Annotated in this window: 12 protein-coding genes; 2 read left to right on the top strand and 10 right to left on the bottom strand. The window is 76.7% G+C overall.

The genetic code is table 11. The features are described from left to right. The 3 genes from ACI8AR_RS23365 to ACI8AR_RS23355 form a co-directional block, all read right to left on the bottom strand. A partial coding sequence (locus ACI8AR_RS23365) for a reprolysin-like metallopeptidase (RefSeq protein ID WP_457053120.1) occupies window positions 1–1,582 on the bottom strand: 1,582 nt, incomplete at its 3' end. A gap of 92 nt (window positions 1,583–1,674) precedes the next feature. Continuing rightward, window positions 1,675–3,363 (bottom strand): reprolysin-like metallopeptidase, encoded by a 1,689-nt coding sequence (locus ACI8AR_RS23360; RefSeq protein ID WP_457053119.1) that lies wholly within the window; start codon window positions 3,361–3,363, stop codon window positions 1,675–1,677. Between the two features lie 105 nt (window positions 3,364–3,468). After that, window positions 3,469–4,971 (bottom strand): NAD(P)H-quinone dehydrogenase, encoded by a 1,503-nt coding sequence (locus ACI8AR_RS23355; protein ID WP_457053118.1) that lies wholly within the window; start codon window positions 4,969–4,971, stop codon window positions 3,469–3,471. Between the two features lie 21 nt (window positions 4,972–4,992). Between ACI8AR_RS23355 and ACI8AR_RS23350 the strand changes: the two genes are divergently transcribed. Continuing rightward, window positions 4,993–5,451, top strand: a complete 459-nt coding sequence (locus ACI8AR_RS23350; RefSeq protein ID WP_456929990.1) for a gamma-glutamylcyclotransferase family protein — start codon at window positions 4,993–4,995, stop codon at window positions 5,449–5,451. Between the two features lie 51 nt (window positions 5,452–5,502). On the opposite strand, the gene ACI8AR_RS23345 is transcribed toward ACI8AR_RS23350, so the two are convergent. The 6 genes from ACI8AR_RS23345 to ACI8AR_RS23320 form a co-directional block, all read right to left on the bottom strand. Further along, entirely contained in the window at window positions 5,503–6,432 is a 930-nt protein-coding gene (locus tag ACI8AR_RS23345; RefSeq protein WP_457053117.1) for a hypothetical protein, read from the bottom strand. A gap of 148 nt (window positions 6,433–6,580) precedes the next feature. Further along, window positions 6,581–7,567, bottom strand: a complete 987-nt coding sequence (gene meaB / locus ACI8AR_RS23340) for a methylmalonyl Co-A mutase-associated GTPase MeaB (RefSeq protein ID WP_457053116.1) — start codon at window positions 7,565–7,567, stop codon at window positions 6,581–6,583. 15 nt (window positions 7,568–7,582) lie between these two features. Further along, complete coding sequence (gene scpA / locus ACI8AR_RS23335) at window positions 7,583–9,790, bottom strand: methylmalonyl-CoA mutase (protein ID WP_457053115.1); 2,208 nt, start codon at window positions 9,788–9,790, stop codon at window positions 7,583–7,585. After that, window positions 9,787–11,700 carry a methylmalonyl-CoA mutase subunit beta gene (locus ACI8AR_RS23330; protein ID WP_457053114.1) on the bottom strand — a complete coding sequence of 638 codons (1,914 nt, stop codon included), beginning with the start codon at window positions 11,698–11,700 and terminating at the stop codon, window positions 9,787–9,789. Before ACI8AR_RS23330 ends, scpA begins: the two co-directional genes overlap by 4 nt. A 105-nt stretch (window positions 11,701–11,805) precedes the next feature. Beyond that, on the bottom strand, window positions 11,806–13,065 hold the full coding sequence (locus tag ACI8AR_RS23325) for an amidohydrolase (RefSeq protein WP_457053113.1): 1,260 nt from the start codon (window positions 13,063–13,065) through the stop codon (window positions 11,806–11,808). After that, window positions 13,062–14,267: a glutamate--cysteine ligase gene (locus tag ACI8AR_RS23320; protein ID WP_456929996.1), complete on the bottom strand. Its 1,206-nt coding sequence runs from the start codon at window positions 14,265–14,267 to the stop codon at window positions 13,062–13,064. The genes ACI8AR_RS23325 and ACI8AR_RS23320 overlap by 4 nt, the downstream gene beginning before the upstream one ends. A gap of 173 nt (window positions 14,268–14,440) precedes the next feature. Between ACI8AR_RS23320 and ACI8AR_RS23315 the strand changes: the two genes are divergently transcribed. Further along, window positions 14,441–14,677 carry a hypothetical protein gene (locus ACI8AR_RS23315; RefSeq protein ID WP_457053112.1) on the top strand — a complete coding sequence of 79 codons (237 nt, stop codon included), beginning with the start codon at window positions 14,441–14,443 and terminating at the stop codon, window positions 14,675–14,677. 6 nt (window positions 14,678–14,683) lie between these two features. On the opposite strand, the gene ACI8AR_RS23310 is transcribed toward ACI8AR_RS23315, so the two are convergent. Next, entirely contained in the window at window positions 14,684–19,063 is a 4,380-nt protein-coding gene (locus ACI8AR_RS23310) for an nSTAND1 domain-containing NTPase (RefSeq protein ID WP_457053111.1), read from the bottom strand. Window positions 19,064–19,634 lie beyond the last annotated feature (571 nt).

The following is a 19,634-nucleotide window of genomic DNA, read 5'->3' as shown; positions in this document are numbered from 1 at the left end:
GCGCACCGGTGTTGCCGTGGGTGTGGGCATGCCACAACACCCGCTCCCCGGCGCCGTAGACCACCAGGTTCCCGTCCGGCTGCGCCACCGCCCGGTACTCCCCCGACGGGGACCGCAGCGACTGACCGGCCTGGAGTTCCTGACCGGCGATGAGTACCGCCGTGCCTGCGCCGGTCGCCTCGGGCTGTGAACCGTCGGCCGGCGTCCTCACCGAGACGACGGCCCCGGACGCCGAGGTGCCGGTGACGCTGACCGTCAGCGAGCCGCCCAGCGTCATCCGGCTCCCGGCCGGGAGCACGGTCTGCTGGTCGGCGGGCCACTGCGACTGAGCCGACGGGGTGCCGTCGAGCAGCAGCGAGGTGTCGCCGGCAGGTCCCGGCCCGGTCTCGTGCACGAGGACACCGGCCTCCACGCCCACCCAGTTGCGCCACTCGTCGCCCAGCCACGCGTCCTGCCCGACGGGGGTGCGGTACTCCACCCAGTACCGGGAGCCGTCAGCGGCGGTCAGGGCGAGCACCCGGGTTCCGCTGCGGCCACCCATCGGGGCGAGCGTCCAGGAGCCGCCGGGTGTCGAGGACGCCACCTGCACCTGCGCCGAGGCCGGCAGGAGTCCCAGCCGCGCCGCCTGGGGCGCGTTGAGCGACCCGACCTCGTCCCAGGAGACACCCATGACGTCGTACCAGTCCCAGTAGGGCTGCGTCCGGCACGGCGCACCCTCGGGCGAGCCGTCGCACTGCACCGCCGACGAGTGGCCGAGGCCGAAGTTGTGCCCGAGCTCGTGGGCGATGACCGAGGTCTCGACGCCGCGGACGTAGAGGAAGCCGCCGGACGTGCGGGAGGTCCCGACCTGGGCCAGGCCGTAGGCGCAGGGGTCGTTCGGGTCGTTCCGGTTGCCGGGCACGTAGAGGAGCAGGTGCTTGCCGGGCGCGCGGGTCCAGCCGAGCTGCCTCGCGACGTCCGTCCAGAGGGCCCCCGACGAGTCGCAGGCTGTCCCGCTGGCCAGCCACCCGGCCTGCGCAGCGGTCGCGTGCACGCGCACGGCCCCGTCGCTCTGGGTCTCCCAGAAGTCGGCGACCGGACCGTTCACCTGGTCGACGACCTGCTGTGCGGTCGTGCCGTCCGGCGAGAGGCCGCTCGGGGCGACCAGCACGACGGTGACCTCGTTGGTGTACGGCGCGGACGCCGGCGCGGGCAGAGCTGTCTCCGCGGGCGCCACGACGTGGGCGTCGACGACCTCGCGGGCCGGCTCCAGCCCCTCCGCCGTCCCAGCCTCGTCGGGCACCTCGGCACCGAGGACGACCTCGACGGTCGCGCCGACGGGCACGTCGTCCACGTCCTCGGTGTCCACCCGGACGCTGGAGCCGTCGTCCTCGGTGACCCAGCTGAGGAGGGCGTCATCGGCGTGCTCAGCGGCCTCCTCGGGATCCGCGTGCTCGGCCCACGCCTGGACCAGCTCGCCGACGACCGTGTCGCCGGCAGCCGGCTCGTCGTCGGCAGCGGCCGGTCCGGTCCCCGTCAGCGGGACGAGGACGGCAGTGAGGACCGCGGCGGCGAGGAGCCGCGGACGGGGAGCGAGGTGCACGGACGTCTCCAGGTCAGGGCCGTCGATCGGCGGCGCTGGCTCCTCCATCGGCGCATCGGCGCGGGAACTGGAGCCCTCCTGCGGGGGGGGGGTCAGCCGCGGCGCAGGCGCGGGAGGACCCGCCGGGTGGCCAGCACGGTCCCGCCCAGGCCGACGACGCCGCCGGCCGCGAGCGCCGGGGTGGTCCAGCCGCTGCCGGCGGGCTCCGTGGCGGCGGCCTCGACCGGCGCCGCGGCGAGCGGGGCGGGGTCCTCGACCGCGGGCGCCGAGGCGACCGGCGCGACGGCGGGCGCCGGCGGCGCGGCCGGGACGGCGGCGGGCGCCGGGGCGGCCGTCCCGGGGCTGCCGGACAGGACCTGCGGCTCCGGGGCGGCCGGCGCGGGGGAAGGCGCGCCGGCCGCCGCGGACGTGCGGACGACGGTCACCGTGGCGCCGGCCGGGGTGACCGCGTCGAGGGTGACGGTGAGCGCGCCGCCGGCGACGGCGACCGGCACGCCCGGCACCAGCGCCGTCTGCAGGTCGGCCTCCCAGCCGGCCGCGGCCGACGGGCTGCCGTCGAGCAGCAGCGAGGTGTCCGGCATGCCGCCGGCGCGGTGCAGCAGCACGCCGCTGTCGAGCCGGTACCGGTTGTCCGAGGTCAGCCAGGCGTCGCGGCCGACGGCGGTGCGGTACTCCAGCCAGTAGGCGGTGCCGGCGGCGTCGGTCAGGCGCAGCGCGCGGGTGCCGGTGGCACCGCCGAGGGGCGCGAGCGTCGCCGTCGTCGTCCCCTCGCCGGCGACCTGCACGGCCGCGGCCGGGAGGACGCCGAGCCGGTCGGCCTGGGCGGCGGTGAGGGTGCCGATCCGGTCCCAGGAGACGCCCATGACGTCGTAGAAGTCGCGGTAGGCGGCGGTGCGGCAGGTGCCGGTCTCGACGGCGGCGTCACACTGCAGCGCGCTCGAGTGGCCCAGGCCGAAGTTGTGGCCGAGCTCGTGGGCGATGACCGAGGCCAGGTCGTCGCGGACGTAGAGCCGACCGCCCGCGGCGGGGCTCGCGCCGACCTGCCCCAGGGCGTAGGAGCAGCCGGGCAGGTCCTGCGGCCGGCTGCTGACGTAGAGCAGCAGGTGGCGGCCGGGGCCGGCCTGGAAGCCGACGCGCGCGGCGACCTCGTCCCACAGCGCGGTGGGGTCGGCGCAGCCGGCGGCGGTGGTGAGCCAGTCGTGGGCGGCGGTGACCCCGACGGTCACCGCGCCGGCGGTCTGCTGCGCCCAGAAGGCCGCGACGTCGCCGTTGACCGTGTCGACGACGTCCGCGAGCGCGGTGCCGTCCGGGGTGCCGCCGGCGGGCGCGACCATCGCGACGGTGACCTGGTTGGTGACCGAGCCGGCCGGGACCGTGGCCGCCGCCCGCGCGGTGCGCACGACCTGCGTGTCCAGCACCTCGAGCGCCGGCTCGTAGCCGTCCTCGGTGGCCTCGTCGTCGGCGGTGCCGCCGACGGTCACCTCGACGGTGCTGCCGACGTCGATGCCGGCGACCGCGTCGGTCGGCACGCGCACCGAGGTGCCGTCGGCGCCCTCGACGAAGGTCAGCGGCTGCTCGTGCGACTCCCCCGCGTGCTGGCCCTCGAGCGGGGTCTCCGGCCAGGCCTGCACGAGCTCCCCGACCACGGTGGTGCCGGCGGTTCCGTCGACGGCGCTGTCGGCGTGGGCCACGGCCACCGGCCCGGCGCACAGCGCGACGACGGCGCCGGCGAGGGCGATGGCCCGCGGGAGGGACCGCGACAGGACTCGGGAGGCGTGCATCCCTCCCGGCATCGGCGGGCCGGGGTCCCAGGTGCACCACCCGGGACCCCACCCGTCACACGCGCCCCGGCGGTCCCGTCCCGCGCGCCCCGGCCGTCACACGCGTCACGCCAGCGCGTCGGCCCCCATCAGCCTCCGGCCGGCCTCGGTGATCGAGCCCGACAGCGACGGGTAGATGGCGAAGGTGTGCGCCAGGTCGCTCACGGTCAGGCCCTTGGTGACCGCCAGCGCGATCGGCAGGATCAGCTCGCTGGCGCCGGGCGACACGACCACCCCGCCGACGACCACGCCGGTGGCCTTCCGGGCGAACAGCTTCACGAACCCGGCGTGCAGGTCGCTCATCTTGGCCCGCGCGTTGGTGGCCAGCGGCAGCCGGACGACGTCGAGGTCGTGGCCCTCGGGCAGCGCCTTCTCCTGCACGCCGACGGTGGCGATCTCCGGGTGGGTGAACACGTTGGCGGCGACGGTCTTGAGCCGGATCGGCTGCACGGCCTCGCCGAGCGCGTGCCACATGGCGATCCGGCCCTGCATGGCCGCGACGCTGGCGAGCTGGAAGACGCCGGTGACGTCGCCGGCGGCGTAGATGCCGGGCACGTTGGTGCGCGACACCCGGTCGACGACGACGTGGCCGGACTCGCGCAGCTCCACGCCGCACGCCTCGAGGTTCAGCCCGGCGGTGTTCGGCACGGTGCCGACGGTCATCAGCGCGTGCGAGCCCTCGACGGTGCGCCCGTCGGTGAGCTCGACCAGCACGCCCTTCTCGGTGCGCTTCACCGACGCGGCGCGGCCGCGCTCGGCGATCCGCCCGCCGCGGGCCTGGAAGACCTCGGCGATGACGTCGGCGGCGTCGGCGTCCTCGCCGGGGAGCACCTGGTCGCGGGAGGAGACGAGGGTGACCGGCACGCCGGCCTCCAGGTAGCCGGAGGCGAACTCCGCGCCGGTGACGCCCGACCCGACGACGACGAGGTGCTCGGGCATCTCGTCGAGGTCGTAGAGCTGCCGCCAGTCGAGGATCCGCTCGCCGTCGGGCTCGCTGCCGGGCAGCACGCGGGGGTCGGCGCCGGTGGCGACGAGGACGACGTCGCACTCGAGCGTCTCCCGCACCCCGCCGTCGCGGTCGAGGACCTCGACGCGGTGCTCGACCAGCCCCCGGACGTCGTCGGCGAGGCGGCCCTGCCCGGACACCAGGCGCACGCCCTCGCCCTCCAGCCGGGCGTGGATGTCGGCGGACTGGGCGACGGCCAGGCCCTTGACCCGGGCGTTGACCGAGGCGAGGTCCAGGCCGACGGTGGCGAGGTCGGCGCCGCGCAGGCCGAGGACGCTGGAGTCGCGGACCGAGGTCATGGTGCCCGCGGCGGCGATGAAGGTCTTCGAGGGCACGCAGTCGGTGAGGACGCTGGCGCCCCCGAGGCCGTCGCGTTCGACGACGGTGACCTGCGCACCCAGAGAGGCGGCCACCAGCGCGGCCTCGTAGCCGGCCGGGCCGCCGCCGATGATGACGATGCGGGTCATGCGGGTCTCCTGCGTCGTGGACCGGGGGGTTCGCCGTCCATCCTCCCAGCCCGGGCGGGTGGTGTCGGCAGGCTCACGGGGTCGCGCGGGCCACACCGGCCGTAGGCTCGGTCGGCGATGGGTCTCTACGCCGCGTACGGGTCCAACATGGACCCCGAGCAGATGCTGCGCCGCTGCCCGTCCTCCCCGCACGTCGGCACCGGCTGGATCCGCGGCTGGCGGCTCGCCTTCGGCGGCGAGGAGTACGGCTGGGAGGGCGCGCTGGCCACCCTCGTGCCGGCCGAGGACCGCGAGGCGCCCGGGGTGTTCGTCGCGCTCTACGACCTCACGCCCGCCGACGAGCGCGAGCTCGACGCCTGGGAGGGCGCCGACCGCGGCCTCTACCGCAAGCTCAACCTGCGGGTGCACACCCTCGGCGGCGACGTCGTCGCCTACGTCTACGCGCTGGACGCCTTCGAGGGCGGGCTGCCCTCGGCGCGGCACCTGGGCGCGATCGCCGACGCCGCCGAGGCCGCCGGCGCCCCGGACGACTACCTCGCCGAGCTCCGCGCCCGCGACTGCCGCTCCGCCTTCTGACCCTCCCCCGCGATCATGGCGCCGTGACCACGCTCCGGGGCTCCCGGGTGGTCACGGCGCCATGATCGTCCGGCGCGGGGCGCCCACGAGGTGACGTCGCGCCGTCTCGACCATGCGCTCGTGCTGCCGGTAGACGTCGACGGCGGTGAAGTGCAGCAGGCGCCACCCGCGCTCGGTGATCCAGTTGTGCCGGTCCCGGTCGGCCGCCAGCTGGGACCGCGTCATGTGCGCCTCGAGGCCGTCGAACTCCGCGCCGACGAGGTGGCCCTCCCAGCCGAGGTCGAGCCGGTGCCGCCGTCCCCGGTCGCCGATCTCCACCTGCACCCGTGGCACCGGCAGCCCCGCGACGAGGAACCGCCACCGCATGCGCGACTCCATCGGGGACTCGGCGCCGGCGTCGGCGAGCGGCACGAGAGCACCGAGCCGGACCACCCCGCGGAGTCCCCGCTGCCGTGCACAGGCCTCGGCCAGCTCGTCGCGCGTGCACCACCCGCTGCGCAGCGCGGCGTCGAGGGTGGCCAGGGCGTCGACCGGGTCCCCGAGCCGGACCACGTCGCAGGCGGTCCGCGCCGGAGGCGTGCACCAGACGCCGTCCCGGCGGACCGCGTCGTCCGTCCCCAGCGACGACGGGTGCACCTGCAGTCCGCGCAGTCGCCGGTTGTCGAGGTCGGGCGGACCGAGGAAGTGCAGGACGCGGTCGCGGGCGGGCGAGTCGGCGTGGACGTCGAGGTCCCACAGCCGCGCCGCCGTCGAGTGGCAGGCCACCAGGTCCCCGCCCAGCCACAGCGACGCCGCCCGGACGACGGCGGCGGTCTCGTCCTCGACCGCGCCGTCGAGGTAGATGCCCGGCCACGGCGTCGTCCGCCACGTTCCGCGGCGCAGGAGCCGCCGCACCTCCGCCGGCGTCGCGGCCGTCAGGGCCTGGTCGCGGGTGAGGACACCGCCCTGGCGGTCGATCGTCCTGAGCAGTCCGGCTCGCACCCGGCCGACCCTGCGGCGCCGGTCCCGGGTCCCCGCTGCCCGCCGGGACGCCGTGGACGGGCGCCCACCTGGGGACGGCCCGCGATCATGGCGCCGGCACCACTCCGGAGGCCCCGGAGGTGGTCACGGCGCCATGATCGCGGGGAAGTCAGGTGCCGAGGAAGGTCTCGAGGATCTGGCGGGCGACCAGGGCCGGGGTGAGCTCGCCGGCCAGCACCGCCTTCTCCAGCTCCGGCGCCTGCGACCGCACCGCCGGGTGCGCGCGCAGCCGGTGCTCGAGCCCGTCGCGCACCAGCTGCCAGGTCCAGCGCACCTGCTGCGCGCGGCGCCGCTCGTCGAAGGCCCCCGACGCCTTCGCCCGGTCCTGGTGCTCGACCAGCTTGGCCCACACCTCGGCCAGCCCCTCGCCGGTCAGCCCGGCGCAGGTCAGCACCGGCACGTCCCACCCACCCGGGGTGTGCCCGCGCAGCATCCGGATGGCCCCGGCCAGCTCGCGGGCGGCCTTGCGCGCGTCGGCGGCGGCCGGCCCGTCGGCCTTGTTGACGGCGATGACGTCGGCGAGCTCGAGGATGCCGCGCTTGATGCCCTGCAGCTGGTCGCCGGTGCGGGCCAGCGTGAGGAACAGGAACGAGTCGACCATCTCCGCGACGGTGACCTCCGACTGCCCGACGCCGACGGTCTCCACCAGCACGACGTCGTAGCCCGCCGCCTCGACGACGACCATCGACTCCCGCGTCGCCTGCGCGACCCCGCCCAGCGTCCCGGCGGTCGGCGCCGGCCGGATGAAGGCGTTGCGGTCGACGGCGAGGCGCGCCATCCGGGTCTTGTCGCCGAGGATCGACCCGCCCGACCGCGCCGACGACGGGTCGACCGCCAGTACCGCCACCCGGTGCCCGGCCGCGGTCAGGTCGACGCCGAGCTGGTCGATGAACGTCGACTTCCCCACCCCGGGCACCCCGCTGATGCCGACCCGCCGGGCCGCCCCCGCGTGCGGCAGCAGCTCGACCAGCAACTCCTGCGCGCGCTCGCGGTGGTCGGCGCGGCGGGACTCGACCAGCGTGATCGCGCGGGCCAGCGACCGGCGGTCGCCGCCGAGCACCCCCTCGACCAGCGCGGGGACGTCGGGAGCGGGCATCAGCGGCCCACCGCCTCAGTGACCAAGGCGCTGCGACAGCGTCCGCAGCAGCTCCTGCGCCGCCTCCGCGATGACCGTGCCGGGCGGGAACACCGCGGCCGCGCCCATCTCCCGGAGCCGCGGGACGTCGTCGGGCGGGATGACCCCGCCGACCACGACCAGGACGTCGTCGGCACCGAGCTCGGCCAGCGCGTCCCGCAGTGCCGGCACCAGCGTGAGGTGACCGGCGGCCAGCGACGAGACGCCGACGACGTGCACGTCCGCCTCGACCGCCTGCCGCGCGACCTCCTCCGGCGTCTGGAACAGCGGGCCGACGTCGACGTCGAAGCCGAGGTCGGCGAACGCGGTGGCGATGACCTTCTGCCCGCGGTCGTGGCCGTCCTGGCCCATCTTGGCGACGAGGATGCGGGGGCGGCGCCCCTCGGCCTCCTCGAACGCCTCGGTCATCCGGCGGGTCTCCTCGAGCGGCCCGGAGCTCCCGGCCTCGTCGCGGTACACACCGGAGATGGTGCGCACATGGCCGGCGTGCCGCCCGTAGACCTCCTCGAGCGCGTCGGAGATCTCCCCGACCGTCGCCTTGGCCCGCGCCGCGTCGACGGCGAGCTTCAGCAGGTTGGAGCCCAGCGACGCGTCCCGCCGTCCCTCGGCCGCGGCCCGGGCGGCGTCGGTGAGCCGGCGCAGCGCCTCGGTCACCGCGGAGGCGTCGCGGGAGGCGCGCAGCTCGGCCAGCTTGGCCTTCTGCTGGGCGAGCACGTCGGCGTTGTCGACGCGCAGCACCTCGATCGCCTCGTCGGCCTCGACCCGGTACTTGTTGACGCCGATCACCGGCTGGCGGCCGGAGTCGATCCGCGCCTGGGTGCGGGCGGCGGCCTCCTCGATGCGCAGCTTCGGGATGCCGTCGTCGATGGCCTGCGCCATGCCGCCGTGCTCGGCGACCTCCTGGATGTGCGCCCAGGCGCGGCGGGCCAGGTCGTAGGTCAGCTTCTCCACGTACGCCGAGCCGCCCCACGGGTCGATCACCCGCGTCGTCCCCGACTCCTGCTGCAGCAGCAGCTGGGTGTTGCGGGCGATCCGCGCGGAGAAGTCGGTGGGCAGCGCCAGCGCCTCGTCGAGGGCGTTGGTGTGCAGCGACTGGGTGTGCCCCTGGGTGGCGGCCATCGCCTCCAGGCAGGTGCGGACGACGTTGTTGTAGACGTCCTGCGCGGTCAGCGACCAGCCCGAGGTCTGCGAGTGGGTGCGCAGCGACAGCGACTTGTCCTTCTGCGCGCCGGCCTCCTTCACCAGCCGCGCCCACAGCAGCCGCCCGGCGCGGAGCTTGGCGACCTCCATGAAGAAGTTCATGCCGATGGCCCAGAAGAACGACAGCCGCGGCGCGAACGCGTCGATGTCCAGGCCCGCGGCCTTGCCCGCGTTCAGGTACTCGACGCCGTCGGCGAGGGTGTAGGCCAGCTCCAGGTCGGCCGTCGCCCCGGCCTCCTGGATGTGGTAGCCGGAGATGGAGATCGAGTTGAAGCGGGGCATCTCCGCCGAGGTGAAGGCGAAGATGTCGCTGATGATCTGCATCGACGGCTTCGGCGGGTAGATGTAGGTGTTGCGGACCATGAACTCCTTGAGGATGTCGTTCTGGATGGTCCCCGTGAGCTGGTCCGGCTTCACCCCCTGCTCCTCGGCGGCGAGGACGTAGAGAGCCAGGACCGGCAGCACCGCGCCGTTCATGGTCATCGAGACGCTCATCCGGTCCAGCGGGATGCCGTCGAACAGCTGCCGCATGTCCAGGATCGAGTCGATCGCGACCCCGGCCATGCCGACGTCGCCGACGACGCGCGGGTGGTCGGAGTCGTAGCCGCGGTGGGTGGGCAGGTCGAAGGCGACCGACAGGCCCTTCTGGCCGGCGGCGAGGTTGCGCCGGTAGAAGGCGTTGGACTCGGCCGCGGTGGAGAAGCCCGCGTACTGGCGGACCGTCCACGGCTGGGTCGTGTACATCGTCGGGTAGGGCCCGCGCAGGTAGGGCGGCAGCCCGGGGTAGGTGCGGAGGAAGTCCAGCCCGGCGAGGTCGGCGGGGGTGGCCAGCGGCGGGACGGCGATGCCCTCGGGGGTTTCCCAGGTCGCCTCCTCCACGCCGCGCCCGGTCGCCTCCTCGAACGCCTTGGCCCAGTCGTCGGCGCCGGCGTGCGCGGCCGGCCGGCCCAGCTCGACGCCGCCGAAGTCGGGGATCCCGCTCATGCCCGCTCCTCCTTCCCAGGAGCGGCAGAAATGGCCATTTCTGCCACCACTCCCAGCTGCTCGTGGACGGTGCGGAGCACGTCCAGCGCGTCACACCCGGCGTACACGTACCCGTCGACGCCGTCCACCCCCAGCGAGGGCCTGCCGGCCAGCCACACGTGCGTGGCGCCGGCGGCCCGGAGCTCGGCGGCCAGCGCGGCGGCGGACTCGGCGTAGTCGGCGTCGGTGCCGCAGATGCAGGCGACCGTCGTCCCGGCGTCGGCGAACCCGGAGGTGCCGTCGGCGGCGGGGGTGGCCACGCCGCCGGCCTGGAACAGGTTGCCGGCGAAGGAGGCCCGCGCGGTGTGCCGCGCGATCGGGCCGATCGTGGCGAGGTACACCTGCGGCCGCTCCCCGGCGGCGTCGGCGCGGTCGCGCAGCTCCTCGTACTCCTGCGCGGCCCGCACGCGGGGCAGCCCGCCGGTCGGGTGCAGGGCGGCGGCCGGCTGCCGCTCGGGCAGCTTCTCGGTCAGGTTGGGGAACTCGCTGACGCCGGTGATCGCGTCGCTCCGCTTGGCCAGCCGTTTCGCCCGGGCGTCCCAGGCGGCGGCCAGCCGGTCGCGGACCAGCCCCGAGGTCAGCGCCGCGGCCAGCCCGCCGGCCCGCTCGATCTCGGTGAACCAGGCCCACGCGGCCCGGGCGAGGTCCTCGGTGAGGGACTCGACGTACCAGGAGCCGCCGGCCGGGTCGAGCACGCGGGCGAGGTGGCCCTCCTCGACCAGCAGGCTCTGGGTGTTGCGCGCGATCCGCCGGGAGAAGGCGTCGGGCAGGCCGAGCGCGGCGTCGAAGGGCTGCACGGTGACGACGTCGGCCCCGCCCACGCCCGCCGCGAAGCAGGCGACCGTGGTGCGCAGCATGTTCACCCACGGGTCGCGCCTCGTCGTCATCACCGACGACGTCACCGCGTGCTGGCGCTGCGCCCGGGCCGCCTCCGACGCGCCGCTGACCTCGCCGACCCGGTCCCACAGCCGGCGGGCGGCGCGCAGCGCGGCGATCGTCGTGAACTGGTCGGCCGAGGCGGAGTAGCGGAACTCGACGCGCTCGAACGCCTCGTCCACGGTCAGCCCGCCGTCGGTGAGCGCCCGCAGGTAGGCCACCCCGGCGGCCAGCGAGCAGCCGAGCTCCTCGACGGCGGTGGCCCCGGCGTCGGCGTACACGGTCGCGTCGACGACGACCGTGCGCCAGCCCGCGGGGGTCCGGCGGGCGAGGTCGGCGAGGCCGGCGAGGTCCTGCTCCTCCCCCGAGGCGGCCTGGTCGCCGAGCGGGTCGAGGCCCAGGGAGCCGCCGGGCGCGAGGTCGGTGCGGTCGCCGGCCAGCGCCAGCAGCGCCTCGGCGGCCGGGAGCCCGCCGGAGACGGCGACCGGCGCGAGGTCGAGGTAGACGTCGGCGAGCACGTCGCCGAGGGCGTCCACGGGCACCGCGCCGTCGCCGAGGTGCAGCCACAGCGAGGTGACGCCGTTCTCCAGGTCGGCGGAGATCGCCTCCCGGGTGACCGCGACGTCGGGGTGGGCGTGCCGCTGCCGCACGTCCCAGCCGGCGGGCACCCCGCTCTCCGGGTGCGCCCCGGCGCGGGCGCCGCGGACGAACGGCGGCAGGCCGGGCACGCCGACCGCCGTCGGCAGGTCGCCGGCGTCCTCGGCGGTGTAGAGCGGCGCGACGCTGACGCCGGTGGCCACCGTGTGGCGCAGCGCGTCCTCGACCGGGTCGGGCAGCTCCTCGCGGCCGGCCTTGCGCAGCACCCCGGCGACCAGCTCGCGCCACTGCTCGCGGCCGACCGGCGGGAAGTCGCCGGCGAGGGACAGCTCGTCGGGCACCTCGTGCTCGGCGGGGACCTCGTCCTCGCCCGGCGTCGCGGTGTCGGTGGCGCTCACGAGTCCTCCTCGCTGACGCTCGTCGGCCGCGTTCGCGGCGCTGCTCTGCCCGTCCGTTCGCTCGCGAGCTCGCTCACCGTGAACTCCTCCCAGTCGAGGAGTGTTCTACCGGCGCTCCCGGGAGTGCGGACGCGCGGGGTGGCCCGCCCTGGGCGCACCGGCGGCCGAGCCCGACGTCCCGGCGGCGGCGGCCAGCGCCTGCAGCGCGGTGCGCACCATCAGCCGGATCCCGACCCCGATGGCCCGCTCGTCGACGTCGAAGGTGCCGCGGTGCAGGTCCAGCGGGGCGCCGCCGCCGTGCGTGCCCAGCCGGGCCAGCGCGATCGGCAGCACGTCGGCGAACCAGCCGAAGTCCTCCCCGCCCATGCTCTGCGGCGACTGGCGCAGGTTCTCGCTGCCGACGGTCTGCAGCGCCGCGGTGCGCAGCAGCGCCACCGCGCGCGGGTCGTTGACCACCGGCGGCACGCCGGGGACGTACTCCACCTCGACGCCGGCGCCGGTGGGCGCCACCACCTGCTCGACCAGCTCGCGCAGCAGCCTCTCCGCGCGCTGCCACTCGTCGCGGTCGAGCACCCGCACGGTGCCGCGCAGGGTGCCCCGCTGCGGGATGGCGTTGGCCGCGACGCCGGCGTTGACCGCGCCCCAGACCAGCGAGAACCCGGCCCGCGGGTCGACCTTGCGCGACAACAGCCCGGGCAGCCCGGTGACCAGGCGGCCCAGGGCGTCGACCAGGTCCACGGTCAGCTGCGGGCGGGCGGTGTGCCCGCCGGGCCCGGTGAGCGTGACGTCGATGCGGTCGCAGGCGGCGGTGATCGAGCCGGTGCGCAGGCCGACGGTGCCCACCGGGATCGCCGGGTCGCAGTGCAGCGCGAACGCCCGGGACGCGCCGGCGAGGACGCCGGCCGCCACCACGTGCGTCGCGCCGCCGGGGACGGTCTCCTCGGCCGGCTGGAACACGCAGCGCACCCGGCCCGGCAGGTCGTCCAGCGCGGCGAGCGCCAGCGTCGCGCCGAGCAGCACGGTGGTGTGCACGTCGTGGCCGCAGGCGTGACACATGCCCTCGCGGGTGGAGGCGTAGGGGACGTCCTTGAGGTCGGCCAGCGGCAGCGCGTCGATGTCGGCGCGCAGCACCACCGTCGGGTCGCCGGACCCGACCTCGACCACCAGGCCGGTGCCGCTGGGCAGCCGGCGCGGCGCGAGCCCGGCGCCGGCGAGCCGCTGCTCGAGGAACGCCGTCGTCTCCACCTCGGCGAAGGCCAGCTCGGGGTGCATGTGGAGGTGCCGGCGCACGCCGACCAGGGAGTCGGTGCGGTCGGCCACCCACGCGTCGAGCCCGGCGGCCAGTTCCTCGGGGCTCCGGGTCATGCGGCGTGGCCGCCGGCGCACGCCGCCGGGCCGGGGACGGGGCCGTCGGGGCCGGCCGCCGGCCCGGAGGTCGGCAGGCCGTCCCGCAGCTCGGCGAGCAGCCCGTCGACGACGACGCGCAGGTCCCCGCCGGACGCCAGCGCCGCGGCCCGCTGCCGCTGGTAGGAGGCGCCGACGGCGAGCACCCGCTCCACGCCCGCGAGCTCCGCCTCGCAGCCCAGCCGCTTCGCCGTCGGGGTCAGCTCCTCGGCGAGGTCCAGCAGCGCCTGCCGCACCGGGCGCACCGTGCCCTTCTCGTCCACCACCACGTCGGCGTCCAGCCCCCAGCGGGCCGCGCGCCACTTGTTCTCCTTCACCACCCAGCTCGGCGGGGTGGGCAGCGTGTAGCCGCGGTCGAGCTGGGTGTCGAACTGCTCGACCAGGCACTGCGACAGCGCCGCGACGACGCCGACCTCCTCGAGCGTGGGCAGGCCGTCGCAGATGCGCAGCTCCACGGTGCCGAAGCCGGGGTGCGGGCGGATGTCCCACCACACCTCGCGCACGCTCTCGATGGCGCCGGTGGAGATCAGCGTCTCCATGTAGGTCTCGAAGCCGGCCCAGTCGGGCAGCTGGGTGGGCAGCCCTGCCGTCGGCATGGCCTCGAAGACCTTGCTGCGCGCCGAGGCGAGCCCGGTGTCGCAGCCGACCCAGAACGGCGAGGACGCCGAGAGCGCGAGGAAGTGCGGCACGTACTGGGTCAGCGCGTTGACGATCGGCATCGCCTTGTCCGGCGAGCGGACCCCGACGTGCACGTGGACGCCGAAGATCTGCAGCCGCCGGGCCAGCCACTGCATCCGCTCGACCAGCTGCAGGTACCGCTCCTTGGGCGAGATCAGCTGCGTCTGCCAGTCGGTGAACGGGTGGGTGCCGGCGCACAGCAGGCCCAGGCCGCGGCGGTCGGCGGCGGCGGCCACCTCGGCGACCGTGCCGGCGAGGTCGGCGGTGGCCTCCTCGACGGTGGTGCACACACCGGTGATGACCTCGACGGTCGACTGCAGCAGCTCGTGCTTGGCCTTCGGGTGCTCCTCGGCGCCGTCGGGCCGGATCTCCTCGAGGATCTCCGTCGCCCCGGCGGTGAGCTCCCGGCTCTCCCGGTCGACGAGCTGCAACTCCCACTCCACGCCCAGGCTGGAGCGCTCCGAGGACGAGAACGGGATCTGCACGTTGCCGAGGATAGGGAGATCGGCGCTCCCGCACCCCCTGGACAGCGCGGATCCCGCGCGGGGGTGCACCGCAACCGGACCACAACCGGCGGCGGCCGGGACCGCAACCGCCTCCCGGTCCGCTGGTGGCGTCGCCGGGACCCGCCCGGCGCCGCACCCGGGAGGTCCCCGTGATGTCCGTCCGCACCCACTCCGCGTACACCGTCCTCGTGGCAGGAGTCGTCGCCCTCGTGCCGTCAGCGGCGCTGGCCGACCCGCCCGCCGGCGACGACCGGACCCCGTCCTGCAGCGCACTGCTCGAGGACGTCCAGCACTGGCCGGGCCAGGGCCCCGACGGCCAGGTCCTGTTCTCCGACGCCTACGAGCGCCACCTCCTGTCGCTGCCCGCGTGCACCGGCACCGAGGGCTGACCGGGCTCAGGACAGGTCGGTGCAGGTCGGCTCCCACGCCCGGCCGGGCAGGTGGCGCTCCCACTCCTCGGCGGTCAGGTCCCGCCCGACGACGGCGCAGGCCTCGGCCAGCCACACCTCGGGCCGCAGGGGGTAGCGGCGGCCGTCGCGCGTGCTCCCCAGCACCACGAGTTCGTCGCCGGACGTGGGCACCAGGTAGGCCCAGCTCCACCCGGGCCGGTCGGAGACCGGGAGCGGACGCGCCCGGGCGGTACCGCGGTCGGCGTCGACCAGGGAGACGGTGCCCTCCTCGCCGGACGTCGCGACGGTCCGGTCGGACAGCCACTCGACCTGCAGCACCTCCCCGTGGTTGGTGGGGACCGACTCCCAGGTGGGCTCCCACGTGCGCGTGTCGAACAGGTGCAGCCGCCCGGTCTCCCCGCCGCTGGCCAGCGTGCGCCCGTCCGGGGAGAAGGAGAGGTCGAACTGCCGGTCCTCCCCCGGGAGGCGGAGGGTCTCGCGCACCTCGAGGGTCACGGCGTCCAGGACCTGGACGACCGACTCGCTCGACAGCGCGACAGCCAGCAGCTCGCCGTCCGGACTCGCCTCGACCACCTGGGCCGATCCGCCGACGTCGACCTCGCCGGTGACCTCCCAGTCGGCGGTGTCCACCACGACGAGGCGCCCGCCCGTGCCGGTGGCGAGCTGCCCCTCGGCGCCCAGCAGCAGGCGGGACCCGTCCGGCGTCCAGCCGGCGCACCACACCACCGTCGCCGGGAGGGGCACCCCGTCCAGCACCTCCCCGGTGGCCGGCAGCTCGATCGTCGCCACCACGTCCCCGCTGGCCGTGTCGAGGACCGTCGTCGCGAAGCCGGACGTCACCGCGACGAGGTCGCCGTCCGGGCTGACCGACACCGAGGACCCGAACTGGGCCCCGGGGAGGGTGTCCCCGACGTCGACCTGCTCGACCACCTCGCCGGTGTCCGGGTCGAGGAACGTGGCGGCGACGCCCAGCGACCCCGGGCCCCTGTCGAACGGCGCCCCCTCGGGGGTCCCCGACCGGGTCGGTGCCACGAGCAGCCCGTCCCGCCCGACCGGCTGCGGCCGGTTGGAGATCCAGCGGTCGCGCATGCCGGGCAGGGCCTCGCCGAGACCGCCGTCCGCGGTCGCGTCCCAGGTGATGACGGTGTCGTCCAGGGCGACCGTGAGCAACCGCGTGCCGGTCGGGTCGATCTCCGCGGCGACGACGTCGGCGGTGTGGCCGGCGAGCGGCCCCCGCGAGGTCCACCGGCCCGCCGGCGCGACGTCCCACAGCTCCACCGCGGCCCCGTCCCCGACGGTGACCGCCCAGCTGCCGTCGGGAGCGACCGCGACGTCCTGGACCACTCCCGTGTGCCGTCCGAGCTCCTGCACGGGGCGCCCGGCGGCATCGAAGAGGGTCACCGCCCCGTCCTCCCACAGCTGGGCGGCCCCGGCGGGGAGGGCGAGGAAGCCCGCCACCGCGACGTCACGCTGAGGCACCTGCAGCGGCACCTGCGCGCCGTCCTCGAGGTCGACCAGCGTCGCGGGGGCGCTGCCGTCGAAGCCCCAGAGCACCAGGTGCCGCCCGTCGTCGGAGGGGTCCGCGATGAGGTCACCGAGGGCCGCGGAGGTCGTGCCGCCGAGGCCGGTGTCCCGCCGGCCCGCCGTCGCGGGGTCCACCTCGGCGAGAGCCCACCGTGTCCCGTCCCCGTCGCCGGCCGCGGTCACCAGCCGGACCGTGCGGCCGTCGGGGGTGAAGGCCAGCGCGATCGGCCACCCGCCGACGTCCCGCTCACCGAGGAGGAGCCGCTCGTCCCCCTCGGCGGTCACCGACCGGACCCAGGGGTGCCCCTCCCCCCAGCCGGCGGCCACGACGAGACCGTCGGTGGGCGAGGCGGCCAGGGCCCGCCACTGGTACCACCGCGACCCGACCTCGACGACCGGCCGGGGCAGGGACGTGGGCCCGACCGTCCAGGTCACGAGGTCGGCGCCGGCGCCGATGAACAGGGTCCGGCCGCCGTCCGCGAGCACCGCCCCGCCCGGCTGGCCGGTGAAGGACACCACCCGCTCGGCCCGGCGGTGGTCGACCAGCGCGGCCAGCAGCCCGTCCTCGGTGTCCGGGGTCTCGGCGAGGCGGACCGCCTGGACGGCGAGGAGGAGCGCCAGGTCGAGCGAGCCCACCGAGGTCGACAGTGCCGCCAGGCGGTTGGCGTCTGCGACGAGGGAGGCCCGCTGCGCGGCCCGCTGCGCCCCGACCGCCACGCCGGCCGCGAGCAGCGCCGCGACCAGCACCGCCGCCAGACCGGCCGCCAGCCAGCGGGTCCTCCGCCGGGCCGCCGCCTCGCGGTCGGCCCGCTCACGGGCTCCCACCAGCTCGGCGTCGGTGGCGGCACGGGAGGCGTCGAGGAAGGCGCGCTCGAGCGGCGTCGGGTCGGCGTCGGGCCGGTCGGCCCAGTCGAGGGCGGCGGCCAGGCGGGCGCCGCGGTAGAGCTCGTCGTCCGGGCGCTCGGCGGCGTGCCAGTCGCGCGCGGCCGGGGCCAGGTGCCGGCGCACCGCCCGGCCGGCCGCGTCGTCCTCCAGCCAGCGGGCCAGCCGGGGCCACGCCGTCAGCAGCGCCTCGTGGGTCACCTCGAGGCGGTCGGCGTCGACCGACAGCAGTCGCCGGGCGAGGAACTCCTCCACGACGGCGCGCCGCGCAGCGTCCTGTCCCAGGTCCGCGGTCGGCAGCGGCCGCCGGACCAGCGCGCCCGCGTCGTCGACGTCGGCCAGCCGGACGAACAGCCGGCGGGCGAGCTCGCGGCCCGGCTCGTCGAGCGCGGCGTACGCGGCCTCCGCCGAGCGGGCCAGCGCCCCGGCGACCCCGCCGGCGGCCACGTACCCCGCCAGGGTCAGCAGGTCCCCGCGACGCCGCTCCCAGGTGCCGACCAGCGCCGTCGACAGCAGGGGCAGCGCCCCGGGCCGGCCCAGCCCGTCGGCCACCACGGCGTCCACCAGGTCGTCCTCGACCCGCAGCCCCACCGCCGCCGCCGGCCCGCGGACGACGGCGCGCAGCTCGGGGTCGGTCATGGGCGGCACGAGGACCAGCGCCGCCCCGAGCCGGTCGACGAACCCGGGGTGCTCGGCCAGGCGGCCGACGGCGTCCCCGCGGACGACGACGACGCAGCGGGCCACGAGGCCGTCGTCCAGCAGCGCGAGGACGGTGTCGAGGAACGCCGTCCGCTCCGCCGGGTCCACGCCGGTGGCCCACAGCTCCTCGAACTGGTCGCAGACCAGCAGCACCGGGCGGGGCGGCGGCTCCTCTCCGGTCAGGTCCGCGAGCGTGTCCACCGGGTGCCGTCCGGGCAGCAGGACGACGGGCTGCCAGCCGGCGCTGCCGGGCAGCGCACCGGCAGCGAGGGCCGGCACCAGCCCGGCGCGGACCACCGACGACTTCCCCGCGCCACTGGGCCCCGACACGGCGAGCAGCGGCGCGTCCACCAGCCGGGCCACCAGCGTGGCGACGACGCGCTCCCGCCCGGCGAACAACGAGGCGTCCTCCGCCCGGTACGCCCGCAGCCCCATGTACGGGCAGGCCCCGGACGCCGGGGCGGGCGCCGGCGACAGGAGCGGGACCGGGACCGGGTCGAGCGCGGGGTCCTGGGCGAGGACGGCGGCCTCCGCCGCGCGCAGCGCCGGCCCGGGGTCCGCGCCGAGCTCCTCGGCGAGCACCGACCGTGCCCGGCGCGCGGCGCCGAGGGCGTCCGCCTGCCGGCCCGCGCGGTACAGGGCCAGCACCAGCAGCCGCCACCACTCCTCGCGCAGCGGCTGCTCGGCGACCAGCCGCTCCAGGTCCGGGACGAGCGCGGACGCCTCCCCCAGCGCCAGCCGGGCCTCGGTGCACGCGGTGAGGGCACCGTCGCGGAGCTCGGTCAGCCGGCGGCGCTCGGCCTCGGCGAAGGGGACGTCCGGCCAGTCGGCGTACGGGTCGCCGCGCCACAGGCGCAGGGCCGTGCCGAGCAGCTCCGCCGCCGCGGCCGGGTCCCCCGCCGCGAGGGCGGCCCGGCCGCGGGCGGCGAGGTCGCCGAGGGCCAGGGCGTCGAGGTCGGCCCGCTCGACGGCCAGCGCGTAGCCGGGTCCACGGCGGACGACGTGCCGGCCCGTGGAGCCCCGGGGACGGTCCGGCTCCAGGGCGCTGCGCAGCCGCACCAGGTGCGCCTGCAGCGACTTGCGGGCGGAGGCGGGCGGGTCACCGTCCCAGAGCTCCTCCACGATGCGGTCGGTGGGGACGACGGCGGGCGCGCCGGCGGCGAGGACGGCGAGCAGCAGGCGTTCCTTGGCCCCGGGCACCGCCACCGGCGTCCCGTCGTCCCCCTGGACCTCCAGCGGTCCGAGAACCGCGATCCGCACGGGATCACGGTAGGGCGGTCACCGGCCGACGCGGGCCGTCGCGACGCGCGCGGTGCGCGGCGGGCGCACCGCGTCCTGCCGTGTCGGTCCCGCGCCGGTCCGTGAGGTCCTCCCCCGGGACCGCGGGCGGCCCTCAGCGCAGGTCGCTGCAGGTCGGCTCCCAGGGCCGGCCGGGCAGGTAGCGGTCCCACTCGGCACGCGTCAGGTCGCGGTCCGCGACGGCGCAGGCGGCCCGCAGCCAGGCCGACGGCGGCCACCGCCGGGCTGCTCGCCGCCGCAGGTCCCGCCGGCGCCGTCCCGTTCGAGGGGGACCCCCGCACCACGCACTGCGTGCGCCTGGTGACGTGGACCGAGCTGACCGGCGAGCCGGTCGCCGTCCCCGCCGACCGTCCGGCGGGGACCGTGCCGCTCGTCGCCGTCCTGGTGCCGCTGTCCGACTGCTGAGCCCGCACCCGGCCCCGCTGCCCCGTGCGGCGGGGCCGGGCCGCGTCCGGAGCCCCGGGGGGCCGCCCCCCCCGCGGGGGGGGGGGGGGGGGGGGGGGGGGGGGGGCGCGGGCGGGGGGGGGGGGGG

Source organism: Geodermatophilus sp. SYSU D01036 (assembly GCF_054050435.1).
The sequence above is the reverse complement of the archived record's forward strand: the minus strand, read 5'-3'. Positions and strand labels throughout refer to the sequence as shown.